At 69.7% G+C, this 14,309-nt stretch carries 12 protein-coding genes; 1 reads left to right on the forward strand and 11 read right to left on the reverse strand.

Translation table 11 applies throughout. The features are described 5' to 3' along the window. Positions 1–19 precede the first annotated feature (19 nt). The 5 genes from ABZT06_RS26855 to ABZT06_RS26875 form a co-directional block, all read right to left on the reverse strand. Positions 20–1,594: a Na+/H+ antiporter gene (locus ABZT06_RS26855; protein ID WP_355745894.1), complete on the reverse strand. Its 1,575-nt coding sequence runs from the start codon at positions 1,592–1,594 to the stop codon at positions 20–22. Positions 1,595–1,686: 92 nt separating this feature from the next. Further along, positions 1,687–2,157, reverse strand: a complete 471-nt coding sequence (locus ABZT06_RS26860) for a GNAT family N-acetyltransferase (protein WP_355745898.1) — start codon at positions 2,155–2,157, stop codon at positions 1,687–1,689. Then, positions 2,154–3,098, reverse strand: coding sequence for an RluA family pseudouridine synthase (locus ABZT06_RS26865; RefSeq protein ID WP_355745901.1), 945 nt, complete (start codon positions 3,096–3,098; stop codon positions 2,154–2,156). Before ABZT06_RS26865 ends, ABZT06_RS26860 begins: the two co-directional genes overlap by 4 nt. Before the next feature lie 43 nt (positions 3,099–3,141). Continuing rightward, positions 3,142–3,717 (reverse strand): signal peptidase II, encoded by a 576-nt coding sequence (lspA, locus tag ABZT06_RS26870; RefSeq protein WP_355745904.1) that lies wholly within the window; start codon positions 3,715–3,717, stop codon positions 3,142–3,144. Positions 3,718–3,778: 61 nt separating this feature from the next. Then, complete coding sequence (locus tag ABZT06_RS26875; RefSeq protein ID WP_355745907.1) at positions 3,779–5,164, reverse strand: TraR/DksA C4-type zinc finger protein; 1,386 nt, start codon at positions 5,162–5,164, stop codon at positions 3,779–3,781. 581 nt (positions 5,165–5,745) lie between these two features. On the opposite strand from ABZT06_RS26875, the gene ileS reads away from it, so the two are divergent. Continuing rightward, a complete protein-coding gene (gene ileS / locus ABZT06_RS26880; protein WP_355745910.1) occupies positions 5,746–8,877 on the forward strand; it encodes an isoleucine--tRNA ligase in 3,132 nt (1,043 codons plus the stop codon). 156 nt (positions 8,878–9,033) lie between these two features. Here ileS and ABZT06_RS26885 read toward each other — a convergent pair whose 3' ends face one another. The 6 genes from ABZT06_RS26885 to ftsZ all read right to left on the reverse strand — a co-directional run bounded on the left by ABZT06_RS26885 (position 9,034) and on the right by ftsZ (position 14,084). After that, complete coding sequence (locus tag ABZT06_RS26885; protein ID WP_355745913.1) at positions 9,034–10,272, reverse strand: DivIVA domain-containing protein; 1,239 nt, start codon at positions 10,270–10,272, stop codon at positions 9,034–9,036. A 52-nt stretch (positions 10,273–10,324) separates the two neighbouring features. After that, complete coding sequence (locus ABZT06_RS26890) at positions 10,325–10,615, reverse strand: YggT family protein (protein ID WP_053847334.1); 291 nt, start codon at positions 10,613–10,615, stop codon at positions 10,325–10,327. A 50-nt stretch (positions 10,616–10,665) separates the two neighbouring features. Continuing rightward, complete coding sequence (gene sepF / locus ABZT06_RS26895; RefSeq protein ID WP_007381413.1) at positions 10,666–11,307, reverse strand: cell division protein SepF; 642 nt, start codon at positions 11,305–11,307, stop codon at positions 10,666–10,668. A 129-nt stretch (positions 11,308–11,436) separates the two neighbouring features. Then, positions 11,437–12,156 carry a YggS family pyridoxal phosphate-dependent enzyme gene (locus ABZT06_RS26900; RefSeq protein ID WP_355745918.1) on the reverse strand — a complete coding sequence of 240 codons (720 nt, stop codon included), beginning with the start codon at positions 12,154–12,156 and terminating at the stop codon, positions 11,437–11,439. A gap of 6 nt (positions 12,157–12,162) precedes the next feature. After that, positions 12,163–12,891 carry a peptidoglycan editing factor PgeF gene (gene pgeF / locus ABZT06_RS26905; protein ID WP_355745921.1) on the reverse strand — a complete coding sequence of 243 codons (729 nt, stop codon included), beginning with the start codon at positions 12,889–12,891 and terminating at the stop codon, positions 12,163–12,165. Next, positions 12,888–14,084, reverse strand: a complete 1,197-nt coding sequence (gene ftsZ / locus ABZT06_RS26910) for a cell division protein FtsZ (protein WP_355745925.1) — start codon at positions 14,082–14,084, stop codon at positions 12,888–12,890. The genes pgeF and ftsZ overlap by 4 nt, the downstream gene beginning before the upstream one ends. Positions 14,085–14,309 lie beyond the last annotated feature (225 nt).

Raw genomic sequence — 14,309 nt, forward strand, 5'->3', positions numbered from 1 at the left:
CGTGACCTTCGCACACCGGTCACCGCAGACTGCGGACATCCAGGTGCCGCAGCACCCGGTCCACGACCTCGGGATCGGCCCCCGGTTCACTCCGCGCCGCCAGCACCTCGTGCCGCGCCGCGCTCAGCAGCTCGCCGTGGATCCGCCGTGCCCGCTTGAGCCGCCGCCTGGCCTCGCGCCGCTCCTCGTCCCCCGACTCGGGATGGATCCGCACGCCGATCTCGAACGCCCGCCGCAGCATCTGCTCGGACAGGTCCTCCGGCAGCTCCTCCACGGCCTCGATCTCCCGCAGCCGCCGCTTGGCCGCCTTCGCCGCCCGGACGGCGAGGGCCTTCTCGAACTCCTTCTCCCGCTCGGTGTCGGCCTGTACCCCCAGCCGTTTCACCAGCCACGGCAGGGTCAGCCCCTGGAGCACCAGCGTGGCCATGATCACCCCGAACGCGATGAAGACGATCTCGTCCCGGTCGGGAAAGCCCGCCCCCGAGTCGGTCTCCAGCGGAATGGCCAGGGCCAGCGCCACCGACGCCACGCCTCGCATCCCGGACCACCACATGATGACGGTCTCCCGCCAACTGGTCGGGATCTCCTCGCTGTAGTCCCGCTTCGCGTGCATCCGCTTGGTGAGCCAGGTGGCCGGCATCAGCCATGCCAGTCGTACGAGCACGACCACGGCCACGATCGCCGCGGCCCAGCCGAGCATCTCGCCCCAGCGGCCGGAGGCGGTCCGGATCGCGTTGTGCAGTTCGAGCCCGATCAGCCCGAAGGCCACCCCGGTGACGAGCGTGTCGACGATGTCCCAGAAGGTATGCCCGGCCAGCCGGGTCATCACGTCGTCGGCGTCGGTGCCGTACTCGGCGAGGAACAGTGCGGTGGTCAGCACGGCGAGCACCCCGGAGCCGTGCAGCTCCTCGGCGAGCACGTAGGAGGCGTACGGGACGAGCACCGTCAGCCCGATCTGGAGGGTGGCGTCGCCCAGCAGATCCATCAGCTTGTTGGCGCCCCAGCCGAGCGCGAGTCCCACGGCAACGGCGACCACCGCGGAGAGCACGAGCTCCAAGCCGGCCTCCCCGGCCGTGAACGAGCCGCTGACGGCCGCGGCGACGGCCACGTGGTAGAGCACGATCGCCGTGACGTCGTTGAACAGCCCCTCGCCCTCCAGGATGGACACCAGCCTGCGAGGCAGCCCCAGTTGGCCCGCGACGGCGGTCGCGGCGACCGGGTCGGGCGGTGCGACCAGCGCGCCGAGCGCGACGGCGGCGGCGATCGGCAGCCCCGGCACGATCGCGTGGGCGACGGCGGCGACGCACAGGGTCGTCACGAACACGAGCGCGACGGCGAGCAGGAAGATCGGCCGTTTGTTGGCCGTGAACTGGCGCCAGGAAGTGCGCCGCACCGCCGCGTAGAGCAGGGGCGGCAAGAGGATGGGCAGGATCAGCTCGGGTGGGATGTCGACATTCGGTACGAAGTCCAGCACCGCGAGCACTATGCCGAGCAGCGTCATCAGCACCGGCGCCGGCAACCCGAAACGGTCCCCCGCCGGGACACTGATCAGAGCCCCCAGCAACAACACAAACAACAGGGCCAACTGATCCACGGTCAGAACTCCGGGCAGATCGACAGAACATCGGTCACTTCAGTCTGCCCGCAAAACGCCCGAACCCTCCCGACCGCCGCTCCCGCCGACCGTCAGAGAACCCGCCGCATGGCCCGGTGCGGCATCCCCGCGTCCGGGAACTCCGGCCCGTACGCCACGTACCCCAGCCGCTCGTAGAACCCCAGCGCGTGCGTCTGGGCGTGCAGATCCACAGCCGTCAGCCCACGCGCGCGTGCCGCGTCCTCGACGGCCCGCACGAGCGCGGCCCCCACGCCGAGCCCGCGCGCCTCCTGGGTCACCGCGAGCCGCCCCAGCGACCCCACCGACGCGTCGCCGCCGGTCTTCCCGGCCGCCTCCGCACCGAACAGCAGCCGCCCGGTCCCGAGCGGCACCCCGTCGTCCCGCACGGCCAGCACATGCACCGCCACGGCGTCGTAGGCGTCGTACTCGATGTCCTCGGGCACGCCCTGCTCGCCGACGAAGACCTCCTTGCGCACCGTGAAGCAGGCCTCACGGTCGGCGGGATCCTCGGCGACCCGCACCACGTACGCGCGCGTGCTCACCCGTAGGTCTCCTCGCGCACCAGCTCCAGGGCCTGCTGGAGGTCCTCCGGATAATCGCTGGCGAACTCCACCCACTCCCCGTCCCCGGGGTGCTCGAAGCCGAGCCTGACGGCGTGCAGCCACTGCCGGGTCAGCCGCAGCCGCTTGGCGAGCGTCGGGTCGGCGCCGTACGTCAGGTCGCCGACGCAGGGGTGGCGGTGGGCCGCCATGTGCACGCGGATCTGGTGGGTCCGCCCAGTCTCCAGCTTCACGTCGAGCAGGGAGGCCGCACGGAACGCCTCGATGAGGTCGTAGTGCGTGACGGACGGCTTGCCCTCGGCGGTGACCGCCCACTTGTAGTCGTGCTGGGGGTGACGGCCGATGGGCGCGTCGATGGTGCCGCTGGTCGGGTCCGGGTGGCCCTGGACGAGCGTGTGGTAGCGCTTGTCGACCGTGCGCTCCTTGAACTGCCGCTTGAGTGAGGTGTACGCCCGCTCCGACTTGGCCACGACCATCAGTCCCGAGGTGCCCACGTCGAGCCGGTGCACGATGCCCTGGCGCTCGGCGGCACCGGAGGTCGAGATGCGGTACCCGGCGGCGGCGAGCCCACCGATCACGGTCGTCCCGGTCCAGCCGGGCGACGGGTGCGCGGCCACCCCGACCGGCTTGACGATCACGACCACGTCGTCGTCGTCATGGACGATCTCCATGCCCTCGACCGGCTCGGCGACGATCTGCACCGGCGCGGGCGCCTGTGGCATCTCGACCTCCAGCCAGGCCCCGCCGTGCACCCGCTCGGACTTCCCGACCACCGACCCGTCGACCATGACCTTCCCCGAGGCGGCGAGCTCGGCCGCCTTGGTACGGGAGAAGCCGAACATGCGGGAGATGGCGGCGTCGACGCGCTCGCCCTCCAGGCCGTCGGGCACGGGCAGGGTGCGGATCTCGGGAATGGTGCTCACCCGTCGAGTATGCCGGACGGGTGAGACAGCCCCGACCGCGCGCTCAGTCCTTGTGGACGGTCCCGTCCGGGTCCAGCCCCTTGAAGGACAGCAGCACGATCAGGATGCCGCCGCACACGATGGCCGAGTCGGCGAGGTTGAAGACGGCGAAGTGCTTGGGCGCGATGAAGTCGACGACCGCGCCCTCGAAGACGCCGGGCGAGCGGAAGAGCCGGTCGGTGAGGTTGCCGAGCGCGCCGCCGAGCAGCAGCCCGAGCGCGATCGCCCAGGGGAGGCTGTAGAGCTTGCGGGCGAGCCGGGCGATGACCACGATCACCGCCGCCGCGATCACCGTGAAGATCACGGTGAAGGCCTCGCCGAAGCCGAAGGCCGCGCCCGCGTTGCGGATCGCCTCGAACTTCAGCCAGTCCCCGATGATCTCGATCGGCTCGTGGTGCTCCAGCCTGGCGACCACGATCATCTTGCTGACCAGGTCGAGGGCGTACGCGAAGGCGGCCACCGTGAACAGCACGGCGATACGGCGCCGGCCCCTGGGCCGCGCCGTCTGGTCCTGCTCCGGCCCGGCCCCCGCCGCCTCTGGGGTATCCGGCGTACCGATGATGCGCTCCGCCTCTGCCACGTGAGTCCCTCGACCTAGGTACCTGACTGAGGACGAGGGTACGACACGCCTCCAAGGACCTTCAGTACCGGCGTTCCTGCTTCTGCTTGCACTCCACGCACAGGGTGGCCCGCGGGAAGGCCTGCATGCGTGCCTTGCCGATGGGGTTGCCGCAGTTCTCGCACAGACCGTAGGTGCCGGCGTCGAGGCGTCCGAGGGCGCGCTCGGTCTGGGTGAGCATCTCGCGCGCGTTGGCCGCGAGGGCCATCTCGCTCTCGCGCGTGATGTTCTTGGTCCCGGTGTCGGCCTGATCGTCGCCGGCGCCGTCCCCGGAGTCCCGCATGAGCCCGACCAGGGACTCCTCGGACGTGGAGATCTCGGTGCGCAGCCGCAGCACCTCGGCCGTCAGCTCCGCGCGGGCCTCCTCGACCTCTTCGGGCGTCCACGGGTCCTCACCCGGGCGCACCGCGAGTTCGCCGGGCTCCACCGCGGCGAGACGCGCGCTGGGTAGGGCGGTCTTCGCCGCCGTGGCCGTGCCAGGGGTCTTCTTCGCAACCACCGTCGTGGCTCCCGTCTTCTTCGCGGCCTCGGCCGCGCCCGCCTTGTGGGCCGTGCTCTTTCCGGCCGTGCTCTTCCCGGCCGCCGTCTTCGTGGAGGTCTTCTTCCCCGAGGCGCCCTGCCCGGCATCTCCCTGCGGAACACCGGCGTCCGTGGCGACCGTCTCCTCGACCGCGGTGTCCTTCACGGCCGTCTTCTTCCCCGCGGCCTTCGTCGCGGACGTGCTCTTGGCCGCGCTCTTCGTCGCGGCCGTGCTCTTGGCGGCGGTCTTCTTCGGGACCGCCTTCTTCTTCGTGACAGCCTTCTTCTTCGTGGCCGGAGCCTTCTCGGCGACCGGGGACTTGTCGGCGACCGCCTTTTCGGGGACCACAGCCTTCTTGACCGCCTTCTTGGTGACCCCAGCCTTCTTGGCGACCGCCTTCTTCGCGACAGCAGCCTTCTTCGTGACCGCGGACTTCTTAGTGACCGCAGTTTTCTTCGTGCCCGAAGCCTTCTTCGTGACCGAAGTTTTGCCGACGCCCTTGGTGGTCTCTCCCGTCCCGCCGACAGGCGGGTCGGCCGCCGGTCTCCCGGCCGAGACCGAGACCTCCTCCTCCGCTGCCGCCTGTCTGTCAGGAGCCGCCCTGGAAGCCGCGGCGGTGGCCTTCCTGGCGCCGCCCGTCTCGCGGGGCACCGCGTTCCTCGCCGCGGCCTTCTCGGCACCCGTACGCGTGCTCTTGACGCCGGCCTTCTTCGCGACGCTCTTCGCCGCCGCCCCGACCGCCTTCACCGCCTTCGCCGCCGCGCCCTTGTCGGAAGACGCGGCCCCCGCAGATGTCCCGCCCGCTCCCTTGGCCTCGCCGCCGGAGGCACGGGCATGGGTGGACCGGCCCGACGCCGACTGCTGTACGGCGGTCTTCTTCGCCACCATGCCGCGGCCCCTTCACATATTGTGATCTTGCTCGCGAATCGTGCTGGGACGATAAATCGACTTGAGTCCCGCGGCAACGGGGCACGCCGCCTGATTCGCCCGCCCCACGCGCGCGGGGCGGGAAGCATGCATGCGTTGTGCCCAGCTCCCCGCCGGGTAATCCGCCGGACCGTCCGTCCCGGAATCCGAACAGCCGTGCCGCTCCATTCGGGTCACCCCGGGCCCTGCGGCGGCCTCCGCGCCCGGCCCCTGAAAAGCGGTCGGCCGCTGTCCCCGGGGCGCCGTACACTGGGCGCAGCGAAAAGCGTGGATGGGGACGAGTAGCGGCGTACGCAGCCCAGAGCGACCCGGGGACGGTGGAAGCCCGGGGGCGAGCGCGACGCGAAGATCACCCCGGAGCCGCCGGAAGAACCCTCTGCGGGGGGCGTAGACCCGGCATCGCGACCCCAATGAGGGGGCTCACCGGCACATACCCCGTGTCGGCGGGCCAAGGAGGGTGGTACCGCGGGAGCGCGTCGAAACCGGCGCACGGACTCTCGTCCCTCCGGACGGAAGGCAGCACATCCGCCGGAGGAAGACTGATGACGCAGTACCGCCAGGTGCCCGCCCAGGTCGACCTGCCCGCGCTCGAGCACGCGGTGCTCGACTTCTGGCGCGAGCAGAAGATCTTCGCCAAGACCCTGGAGCAGTCCGAGGGCCGCCCCGAGTGGGTGTTCTACGAGGGCCCGCCCACCGCCAACGGCATGCCGGGTGCCCACCACATCGAGGCGCGCGTCTTCAAGGACGTCTTCCCCCGCTTCCGCACCATGCGCGGCTACCACGTGGCCCGCAAGGCCGGCTGGGACTGCCACGGTCTCCCGGTGGAGCTCGCGGTCGAGAAGGAGCTCGGGTTCAGCGGCAAGAAGGACATCGAGGCGTACGGCATCGCCGAGTTCAACGACAAGTGCCGCGAGTCCGTGACCCGCCACACCGACGCCTTCGAGGCGCTCACGACCCGCATGGGCTACTGGACCGACCTCCAGGACCCCTACCGCACGATGGACCCCGAGTACATCGAGTCGGTCTGGTGGTCGCTGAAGACGATCTTCGACAAGGGCCTGCTGGTCCAGGACCATCGCGTCGCCCCCTGGTGTCCGCGCTGCGGCACCGGCCTGTCCGACCACGAGCTGGCGCAGGGCTACGAGACGGTCGTGGACCCGTCCGTGTACGTCCGTTTCCCGCTCACCTCCGGTCCGCTCGCCGGTGACGCCGCGCTCCTGGTGTGGACGACGACCCCCTGGACCCTGGTGTCCAACACGGCGGTCGCCGCGCACCCGGAGGTCACCTACGTCGTCGCGACCGACGGCGAGGAGAAGCTCGTCGTCGCCGAGCCGCTGCTCGCCAAGGCGCTCGGCGAGGGCTGGGAGACGACCGGCCAGTCCTTCACCGGCGCCGAGATGGAGCGCTGGACCTATCAACGTCCGTTCGAGCTCGTGGAGTTCCCGGAGCCGGCCCATTACGTGGTCAACGCCGAGTACGTCACGACCGAGGACGGTACGGGCCTGGTCCACCAGTCCCCCGCCTTCGGTGAGGACGACCTCAAGGTCTGCCGCGCCTACGGCCTGCCCGTGGTGAACCCGGTCCGCCCCGACGGCACCTTCGAGGAGGACGTCCCCCTCGTGGGCGGCGTCTTCTTCAAGAAGGCGGACGAACAGCTCACCGAGGACCTCCAGCAGCGCGGCCTCCTCTTCCGGCACATCCCGTACGAGCACAGCTACCCGCACTGCTGGCGCTGCCACACCGCGCTCCTCTACTACGCGCAGCCTTCCTGGTACATCCGCACCACCGCCGCCAAGGACCGCCTGCTCCAGGAGAACGAGAACACCAACTGGTTCCCGGAGACGGTCAAGCACGGCCGCTTCGGTGACTGGCTGCAGAACAACATCGACTGGGCGCTGTCCCGCAACCGCTACTGGGGCACCCCGCTGCCGATCTGGCGCTGCGAGGACGACCACCTGACCGTGGTCGGCTCCCGAGCCGAGCTCACCGAGCTGACCGGCACGGACCACTCCGAACTGGACCCGCACCGCCCGTTCATCGACGACGTCACCTTCGCCTGCCCGCAGTGCCAGAAGACGGCCACGCGCGTGCCGGAGGTCATCGACGCCTGGTACGACTCGGGTTCGATGCCTTTCGCGCAGTGGGGCTACCCGTACAAGAACAAGGAACTGTTCGAGTCCCGCTACCCGGCGCAGTTCATCAGCGAGGCCATCGACCAGACGCGCGGCTGGTTCTACACGCTGATGGCGGTCGGCACCCTGGTCTTCGACAAGTCGTCGTACGAGAACGTCGTCTGCCTCGGCCACATCCTCGCCGAGGACGGCCGCAAGATGTCCAAGCACCTGGGCAACACCCTGGAGCCGATCCCGCTGATGGACCGGCACGGCGCGGACGCGGTGCGCTGGTTCATGGCGGCCGGCGGCTCCCCGTGGGCGGCCCGCCGGGTCGGCCACGGCACGATCCAGGAGGTCGTCCGCAAGACGCTCCTGACGTACTGGAACACGGTCGCCTTCCAGGCCCTGTACGCCCGTACGTCCGACTGGGCGCCCAGCGAGGCGGACCCGGCCCCCGCCCACCGCCCGGTCCTGGACCGCTGGCTGCTGTCCGAACTCCACGCGCTGACCGACCAGGTGACCCAGTCCCTGGAGTCATACGACACCCAGCGCGCCGGCAAGCTCCTGTCGGCGTTCGTCGACGACCTGTCCAACTGGTACGTACGCCGGTCCCGGCGCCGCTTCTGGCAGGGCGACAAGGCCGCGCTGCGCACGCTGCACGAGGTCGTCGAGACCGTCACCAAGCTGATGGCGCCGCTGACCCCGTTCATCACCGAGCGGGTCTGGCAGGACCTGGTCGTGCCGGTCACCCCGGGCGCCCCGGAGTCGGTGCACCTGACCTCCTGGCCGGAGGCGGACCTCTCCGCGATCGACCCGGAGCTGTCGAAGCAGATGGTCCTGGTGCGCCGGCTCGTCGAGCTGGGCCGTGCCACGCGCGCGGAGTCGGGCGTGAAGACCCGGCAGCCGCTGTCCCGGGCGCTCGTCGCCGCGACCGGCTTCGACGCCCTCGACCGTGAACTGCACGCGCAGATCACGGACGAGCTCAACGTGAGCGCGCTCGCCTCCCTCAGCGAGGTCGGCGGCAGCCTGGTCGACACCACGGCGAAGGCCAACTTCCGCGCGCTCGGCAAGCGGTTCGGCAAGCGGGTCCAGGACGTGGCCAAGGCCGTCGCGAACGCCGACGCGGCCGCGCTCTCCCTCGCCCTGCGCGAGGGCACGGCCTCGGTCGAGGTCGACGGCGAGACGATCACGCTCGCTCCCGACGAGGTGATCATCACGGAGACCCCGCGCGAGGGCTGGTCGGTGGCGTCCGACTCCGGTGCGACGGTGGCCCTGGACCTGGAGATCACGGAGGAACTCCGTCAGGCGGGCCTCGCCCGTGACGCGATCCGCCTGATCCAGGAGGCCCGCAAGAACAGCGGCCTCGACGTGGCCGACCGCATCGCGCTGCGCTGGACGGCCACCGACCCGGCCGTGATCGCGGCATTGTCCGAGCACAGCTCCCTGATCGCCGACGAGGTCCTGGCGACGGACTTCGCCCAGGGCGAGGCGGACGACACCTACGGCGCCCCGTTCACCGACGAGGGCCTGTCGCTGACGTTCCGCCTGCGCAAGGCGTAAGCCCGACAAGGAAGGCCCGGTCCCCGTCGCGGGGCCGGGCCTTCCTCATGCCTGCGAACGACACTGTGATCAACACGCGTAAAAGGGAGGGGCCCCGGATCGAAATCCGGGGCCCCTCCCTGAACGCTGCCGACGCCTAAGGCGTACTAGAGGCCGTCAGTTGTCGTCCTCGTCGATGAGGAAGCCACGCATGGGCGAGGGAGCCTGCCCCATCGGGCCGGGACCCTGCGGCCGCACCGGCGCCATCGGCTGGGTCATCGCGGGCGACATCTGCTGCTGACCGCCGTAGGAGGGAGCGGCCTGCGAAGGACCGCCACCCATGCCCGGGTTGCCACCGTACGACGGCGCGCTCGCACCGGCCGGAGCCATGGAAGGCGCCGGGGACGGCGGCAGCGACGCGGTCGCCGGGGTGCGCGGCGGAGCCAGCGAGTCGTCGGCCTGGGTCTCCAGCTGACGCAGCTGGGACTCGAGGTACGACTTCAGACGCGTGCGGTACTCGCGCTCGAAGCCGCGCAGGTCCTCGACCTTGCGCTCCAGCGTGGCGCGGGCGGACTCCAGGGAGCCCATCGCGACGCGGTGCTTCTCCTGCGCGTCCCGCTCCAGGGCGTCGGCCTTGGCACGGGCGTCACGCTCAAGACCCTCGGCACGCGAACGCGCCTCGCCGACGATCTTGTTGGCCTCGGAACGAGCCTCGGCGATCGCCTGGTCGGCGGTCTGCTGGGCCAGCGAGAGGACTCGGGCGGCGCTGTCGCCACCAGGGCCCTGACCGGGGCCGCCCATCGGACCGCCCATGGGGCCGCCCATCTGCTGCTGCATGGGCGGCTGACCGCCCATGGTGCCCTGGCCCATCTGACCCTGGCCCATCTGACCCTGGCCCATCTGACCCTGGCCCATCTGACCCTGACCCATGGGGCCCTGGCCCATCTGGCCCATCTGACCCTGACCCATGGGGCCCTGGCCCATCGGACCGGGACCCTGCGGGCCGCCCTGGCCACCGCCGGGACCGGCGGGCAGCTGCGGCGCACCGCTCGGCAGCTGGGGCGGGCCACCCATGGGGCCGCCCATCTGCTGCTGCGGCGGACCAGATATGCCGGCGGGCACCGGGGCGCCGGGACCAGGTCCACGCATGCCCTGCTGCGGCATTCCCTGTCCGGGCATGCCACCCTGCTGCTGCTGGTCCTGCTCCGGAGGCTTGCGCATGTTCTGCTGGTTCTGGGCAGCAGCACGCGTCGCCGCGGCCAGCTTGGCGCGCAGGTCCTCGTTCTCGCGCAGCAGGCGGGTCAGTTCGGCTTCGACCTCGTCGAGGAAGGCATCGACCTCGTCCTCGTCATAGCCTTCTCGGAGGCGGACGGTCGTGAACTGCTTGTTCCGCACGTCCTCGGGGGTCAACGGCATCTCTTCACCTCAACGTAGTCATCGGCAGTCGGCAAGACCGTATCGTCCACAGTCACCTCGCCAGGTTTCCCATGATGGAGATGAGGATGTAGACGATGATCATCAGCACGAAGAAGGACAGGTCGAGCGCCACGCCCCCGAGACGCAGCGGCGGGATGAACCGCCGCAGAAGCTTCAACGGTGGATCGGTGACAGTGTAGGTGGCCTCCAGAACGACCACCATCGCCTTGCCGGGTTGCCACGAGCGGGCGAACTGGAAGACGTAGTCCATGACCAACCGGAAGATGAGCACGATGAGGAACACCATCAGCGCGATGTAGATCACCTGTGCGAACACGCTCATGGACTGTCTTTCCCTCTCCCCTGTTCGTACTTCGTTCCGGTTGTTGCTTCTCAGCTCTGGTTGAAGAACCCGCCCTCTGCGATGCGAGCCTTGTCCTCCGCCGTGACATCGACGTTAGCAGGCGACAACAGGAACACCTTCTGCGTCACCCGCTCGATGCTGCCGTGAAGACCAAACACCAAACCGGCCGCAAAGTCGACAAGTCGCTTGGCGTCTGTGTCATCCATCTCAGTCAGATTCATGATCACCGGGGTGCCCTCACGGAAGTGTTCCCCGATGGTACGGGCCTCGTTGTAGGTCCGGGGGTGAAGTGTGGTGATCCGGTAAGGCTCTCGTTCCGACACGACCTTGGGCATGATCACCGGTGCGTTCTTCTCCAGGCTTGCGCGCTCTTGTGTGATGGATGCCACGGGCGCGATGCGCGCGGGACGCACCGATTCCGCGGCGAGCGAAGAGGATCGGGGCACCGGGTCGCGCGGCACCGAGGACTGCACAACTCTGACCGATTCGTCCCTTTCGGGCTGAAGTGCCTGATGTGACTGGTGAGACGGCTCATGCCGTCGGCGGTCCCGCTCTGGCTCCGGGTCGAGTTCCGGTTCGAAGTCGTCGTCGGGGTCGAAACCGCGGCCGTCGTACCCATCGTCCTCCACGAGGCCGAGGTAGACCGCCATCTTGCGCATCGCGCCGGCCATTCTCTGAGTCCTCCGCTCTGTGGTGGATCGGCTGACGACTGCCAAGTGCCCGCGATCCACGAGGTCGTTATGACCGCCTTGCGGCGGTCATGACCATATTTTCTGCTGTGGTCCGACTTCCTGGCGACGTTACCCGAGCCTGGGGCGGACTCCGAGTACCGCGGTGCCGACGCGTACATGTGTCGCCCCGGCCGCCACGGCCTGTTCGAGGTCCGCACTCATCCCTGCCGAGACCATGTTCGCAGCCGGATGAGCTCGGCGCAGGTCCGTCGACAAATCCATCAACCGCTCGAACGCAGCCTGTTCGCGTCCCGCGTACTCCCCGGTGAGCGGGGCGACGGTCATCAACCCGTCGAGCCGCACCCCCGGAGCCCGGGCCACGAGATCGGCCAACTCCTCGATTCCGCCCGACGCCACACCACCCCGCTCCCCTCGCTCGCTCGAACCGGCGTCGAGAGCGACCTGGATCAGGCAGCCCACTTCACGTCCGGCCTTCACGGCCTCCCTGGAGAGAGCCGTCACCAACTTCGAACGATCGACGGACTGCACGAGATCCGCGTAACCCACAACGGATCGCACTTTGTTGGTCTGCAACTGGCCAACAAAATGCCAAGTAAGAGGCAGATCCGCGCATTCGGCGGCCTTGGGCGCCGCGTCCTGGTCCTTGTTCTCGGCGACATGGCGCACACCGAGCTCGGAGAGGATCCGCACATCGCTCGCGGGATAGGTCTTGGTGACCACGATGAGGGTCACCTCCTCCCGCGCTCGCCCGGCGGTCGCGCACGCGGCGGCGATGCGCTCCTCCACTTTCGCCAGATTTGCGGCGAGTTCGTCCTTACGGTCCGTCATGCCCCATCAGTCCAGCCAGACATATCCCGCGAGTCGCCCCGTGGTGCGATCGCGGCGGTACGAGAAGTGGTCGGCCGACTCCAGCGTGCACACCGGCGACTGCTGCCGGTCACGCACCCCGAGCCGGTCGAGCTGGGCGTGCACTCCGGCGGTCACGTCGACCGCGGGAGTGCCCCAACTCGTTTCGGCGTGCGCCGCGGGTTCGACGGCGGCGACATCGGCGCGCATCTCCTCGGGCACTTCGTAGCACCTGCCGCAGACGGCCGGTCCGGTGCGGGCGACGATCCGGGCGGGATCGGCGCCGAGTTCGGTCATCGCGCGTAGCGCGGCCGGGACGACTCCGGCGACCATGCCGGGCCGGCCGGCGTGGGCCGCCGCGACGATCCGGGCGACCGGGTCGGCCAGCAGCACCGGGGTGCAGTCGGCGGTGAGGACGGCGAGGGCGAGTCCGGGTTCGGCGCTGACGATCGCGTCGACCCGGGGCACCGGCTTCTCGCCCCACGGCTCCGTGACCACCGCGACGTCCGCCCCGTGCACCTGGTTCATCCAGACCACCCGGTCCGGGTCGAGACCGAGCGACTTGGCGGCCAGTTCGCGATTGGTCCGTACGGCGTCGGGGTGGTCGCCGACCGCCCCGCCGAGGTTGAGCTCCTCATACGGAGCGGCGCTCACCCCGCCCCACCGGTCGGTGAAGGCGAAGTGCGCGCCGCTCACGCTCTCGCGCTGCCCTATCACTTCAGGAAGTCCGGCACGTCCAGTTCCTCGGCCGCGCTGTCGGAGTAGGTCCGGGACGGCGGGACGGGCGGGGCGACCGGGAGGTCGGCGGCCGGCTCGGGCGCGGGGTCCGGGCCCTCCTTCGGTGTGACGCTGCCGAGCGAGCCGAAGGACGGACGGCTCTCGGTCTGCCGCACCGGGGTGGGCTCCTCGCGGCGGGCCGAGTTCGAGGAGGACCCCATGACGGTCTCCCGGCGGGTCGGCGGCTGGCCCCCGTCGAAGCCGGCGGCGATCACGGTGACGCGGACCTCGTCGCCCAGGGCGTCGTCGATGACCGCGCCGAAGATGATGTTGGCCTCGGGGTGGGCGGCCTCGCTGACCAGCTGGGCCGCCTCGTTGATCTCGAACAGGCCGAGGTCGGAGCCGCCGGAGATGGAGAGCAGCACGCCCCGGGCGCCGTCGATGGACGCCTCCAGGAGCGGCGAGGAGATCGCCATCTCGGCGGCGGCCACCGCGCGGTCGTCGCCGCGGGCCGAGCCGATGCCCATGAGCGCCGAACCGGCCTCGGACATGACCGACTTGACGTCGGCGAAGTCGAGGTTGATCAGGCCGGGGGTGGTGATGAGGTCGGTGATGCCCTGGACACCGGAGAGCAGGACCTGGTCGGCCGACTTGAAGGCGTCGAGCACCGAGACCTGGCGGTCCGAGATGGACAGCAGCCGGTCGTTGGGGATGACGATGAGGGTGTCGACCTCTTCGCGGAGCTCCGCGATCCCGTCCTCTGCCTGGTTGGCGCGGCGCCGGCCCTCGAAGGTGAACGGGCGGGTGACCACGCCGATGGTGAGGGCGCCCAGCGAGCGGGCGATGTTGGCCACGACGGGCGCGCCGCCGGTGCCGGTGCCGCCGCCTTCACCGGCCGTCACGAAGACCATGTCGGCCCCCTTGAGGACCTCCTCGATCTCCTCGCGGTGGTCCTCTGCGGCCTTGCGTCCGACAGCCGGGTTGGCGCCGGCGCCGAGTCCGCGGGTGAGTTCGCGGCCGACGTCGAGCTTGACGTCGGCGTCGCTCATCAACAGCGCCTGCGCGTCGGTGTTGATGGCGATGAACTCGACGCCCTTGAGACCGACCTCGATCATCCGGTTGATGGCATTGACACCACCGCCGCCGACACCGATGACTTTGATGACTGCGAGGTAGTTCTGCGGTGCTGCCACGTCGAAGGCCTCTCGCCTCGAGTTACGTGTCGCCGGACCGATGAGGCACTGCTGCCTCGCGATCCGTCGACTGATGCCGAATGGGACGGTCCGTAGCGCCGACCCGAACCCTAACGCTGAAGTTTAGGGTTACCAGTGTGTCTGTTCCCTGGAGTCTTCTGAACAGGACACTAAGTCGACAAGTGGCGCACGTTCAACGAACACGCCGAACCTCCCATTTTTCTT

Origin of the sequence: Streptomyces sp. NPDC005483 (genome assembly GCF_040606035.1) — a bacterium.
GTDB lineage: Bacteria > Actinomycetota > Actinomycetes > Streptomycetales > Streptomycetaceae > Streptomyces.

Excerpts from the sequence above, each read along its gene's own strand:
- ABZT06_RS26875 (WP_355745907.1), bottom strand. The coding sequence starts at position 5,164 with ATGGTGGCGAAGAAGACCGCCGTACAGCAGTCGGCGTCGGGCCGGTCC.
- ileS (WP_355745910.1), top strand. The coding sequence starts at position 5,746 with ATGACGCAGTACCGCCAGGTGCCCGCCCAGGTCGACCTGCCCGCGCTC.
- ABZT06_RS26885 (WP_355745913.1), bottom strand. The coding sequence starts at position 10,272 with ATGCCGTTGACCCCCGAGGACGTGCGGAACAAGCAGTTCACGACCGTC.
- ABZT06_RS26890 (WP_053847334.1), bottom strand. The coding sequence starts at position 10,615 with ATGAGCGTGTTCGCACAGGTGATCTACATCGCGCTGATGGTGTTCCTC.
- sepF (WP_007381413.1), bottom strand. The coding sequence starts at position 11,307 with ATGGCCGGCGCGATGCGCAAGATGGCGGTCTACCTCGGCCTCGTGGAG.
- ABZT06_RS26900 (WP_355745918.1), bottom strand. The coding sequence starts at position 12,156 with ATGACGGACCGTAAGGACGAACTCGCCGCAAATCTGGCGAAAGTGGAG.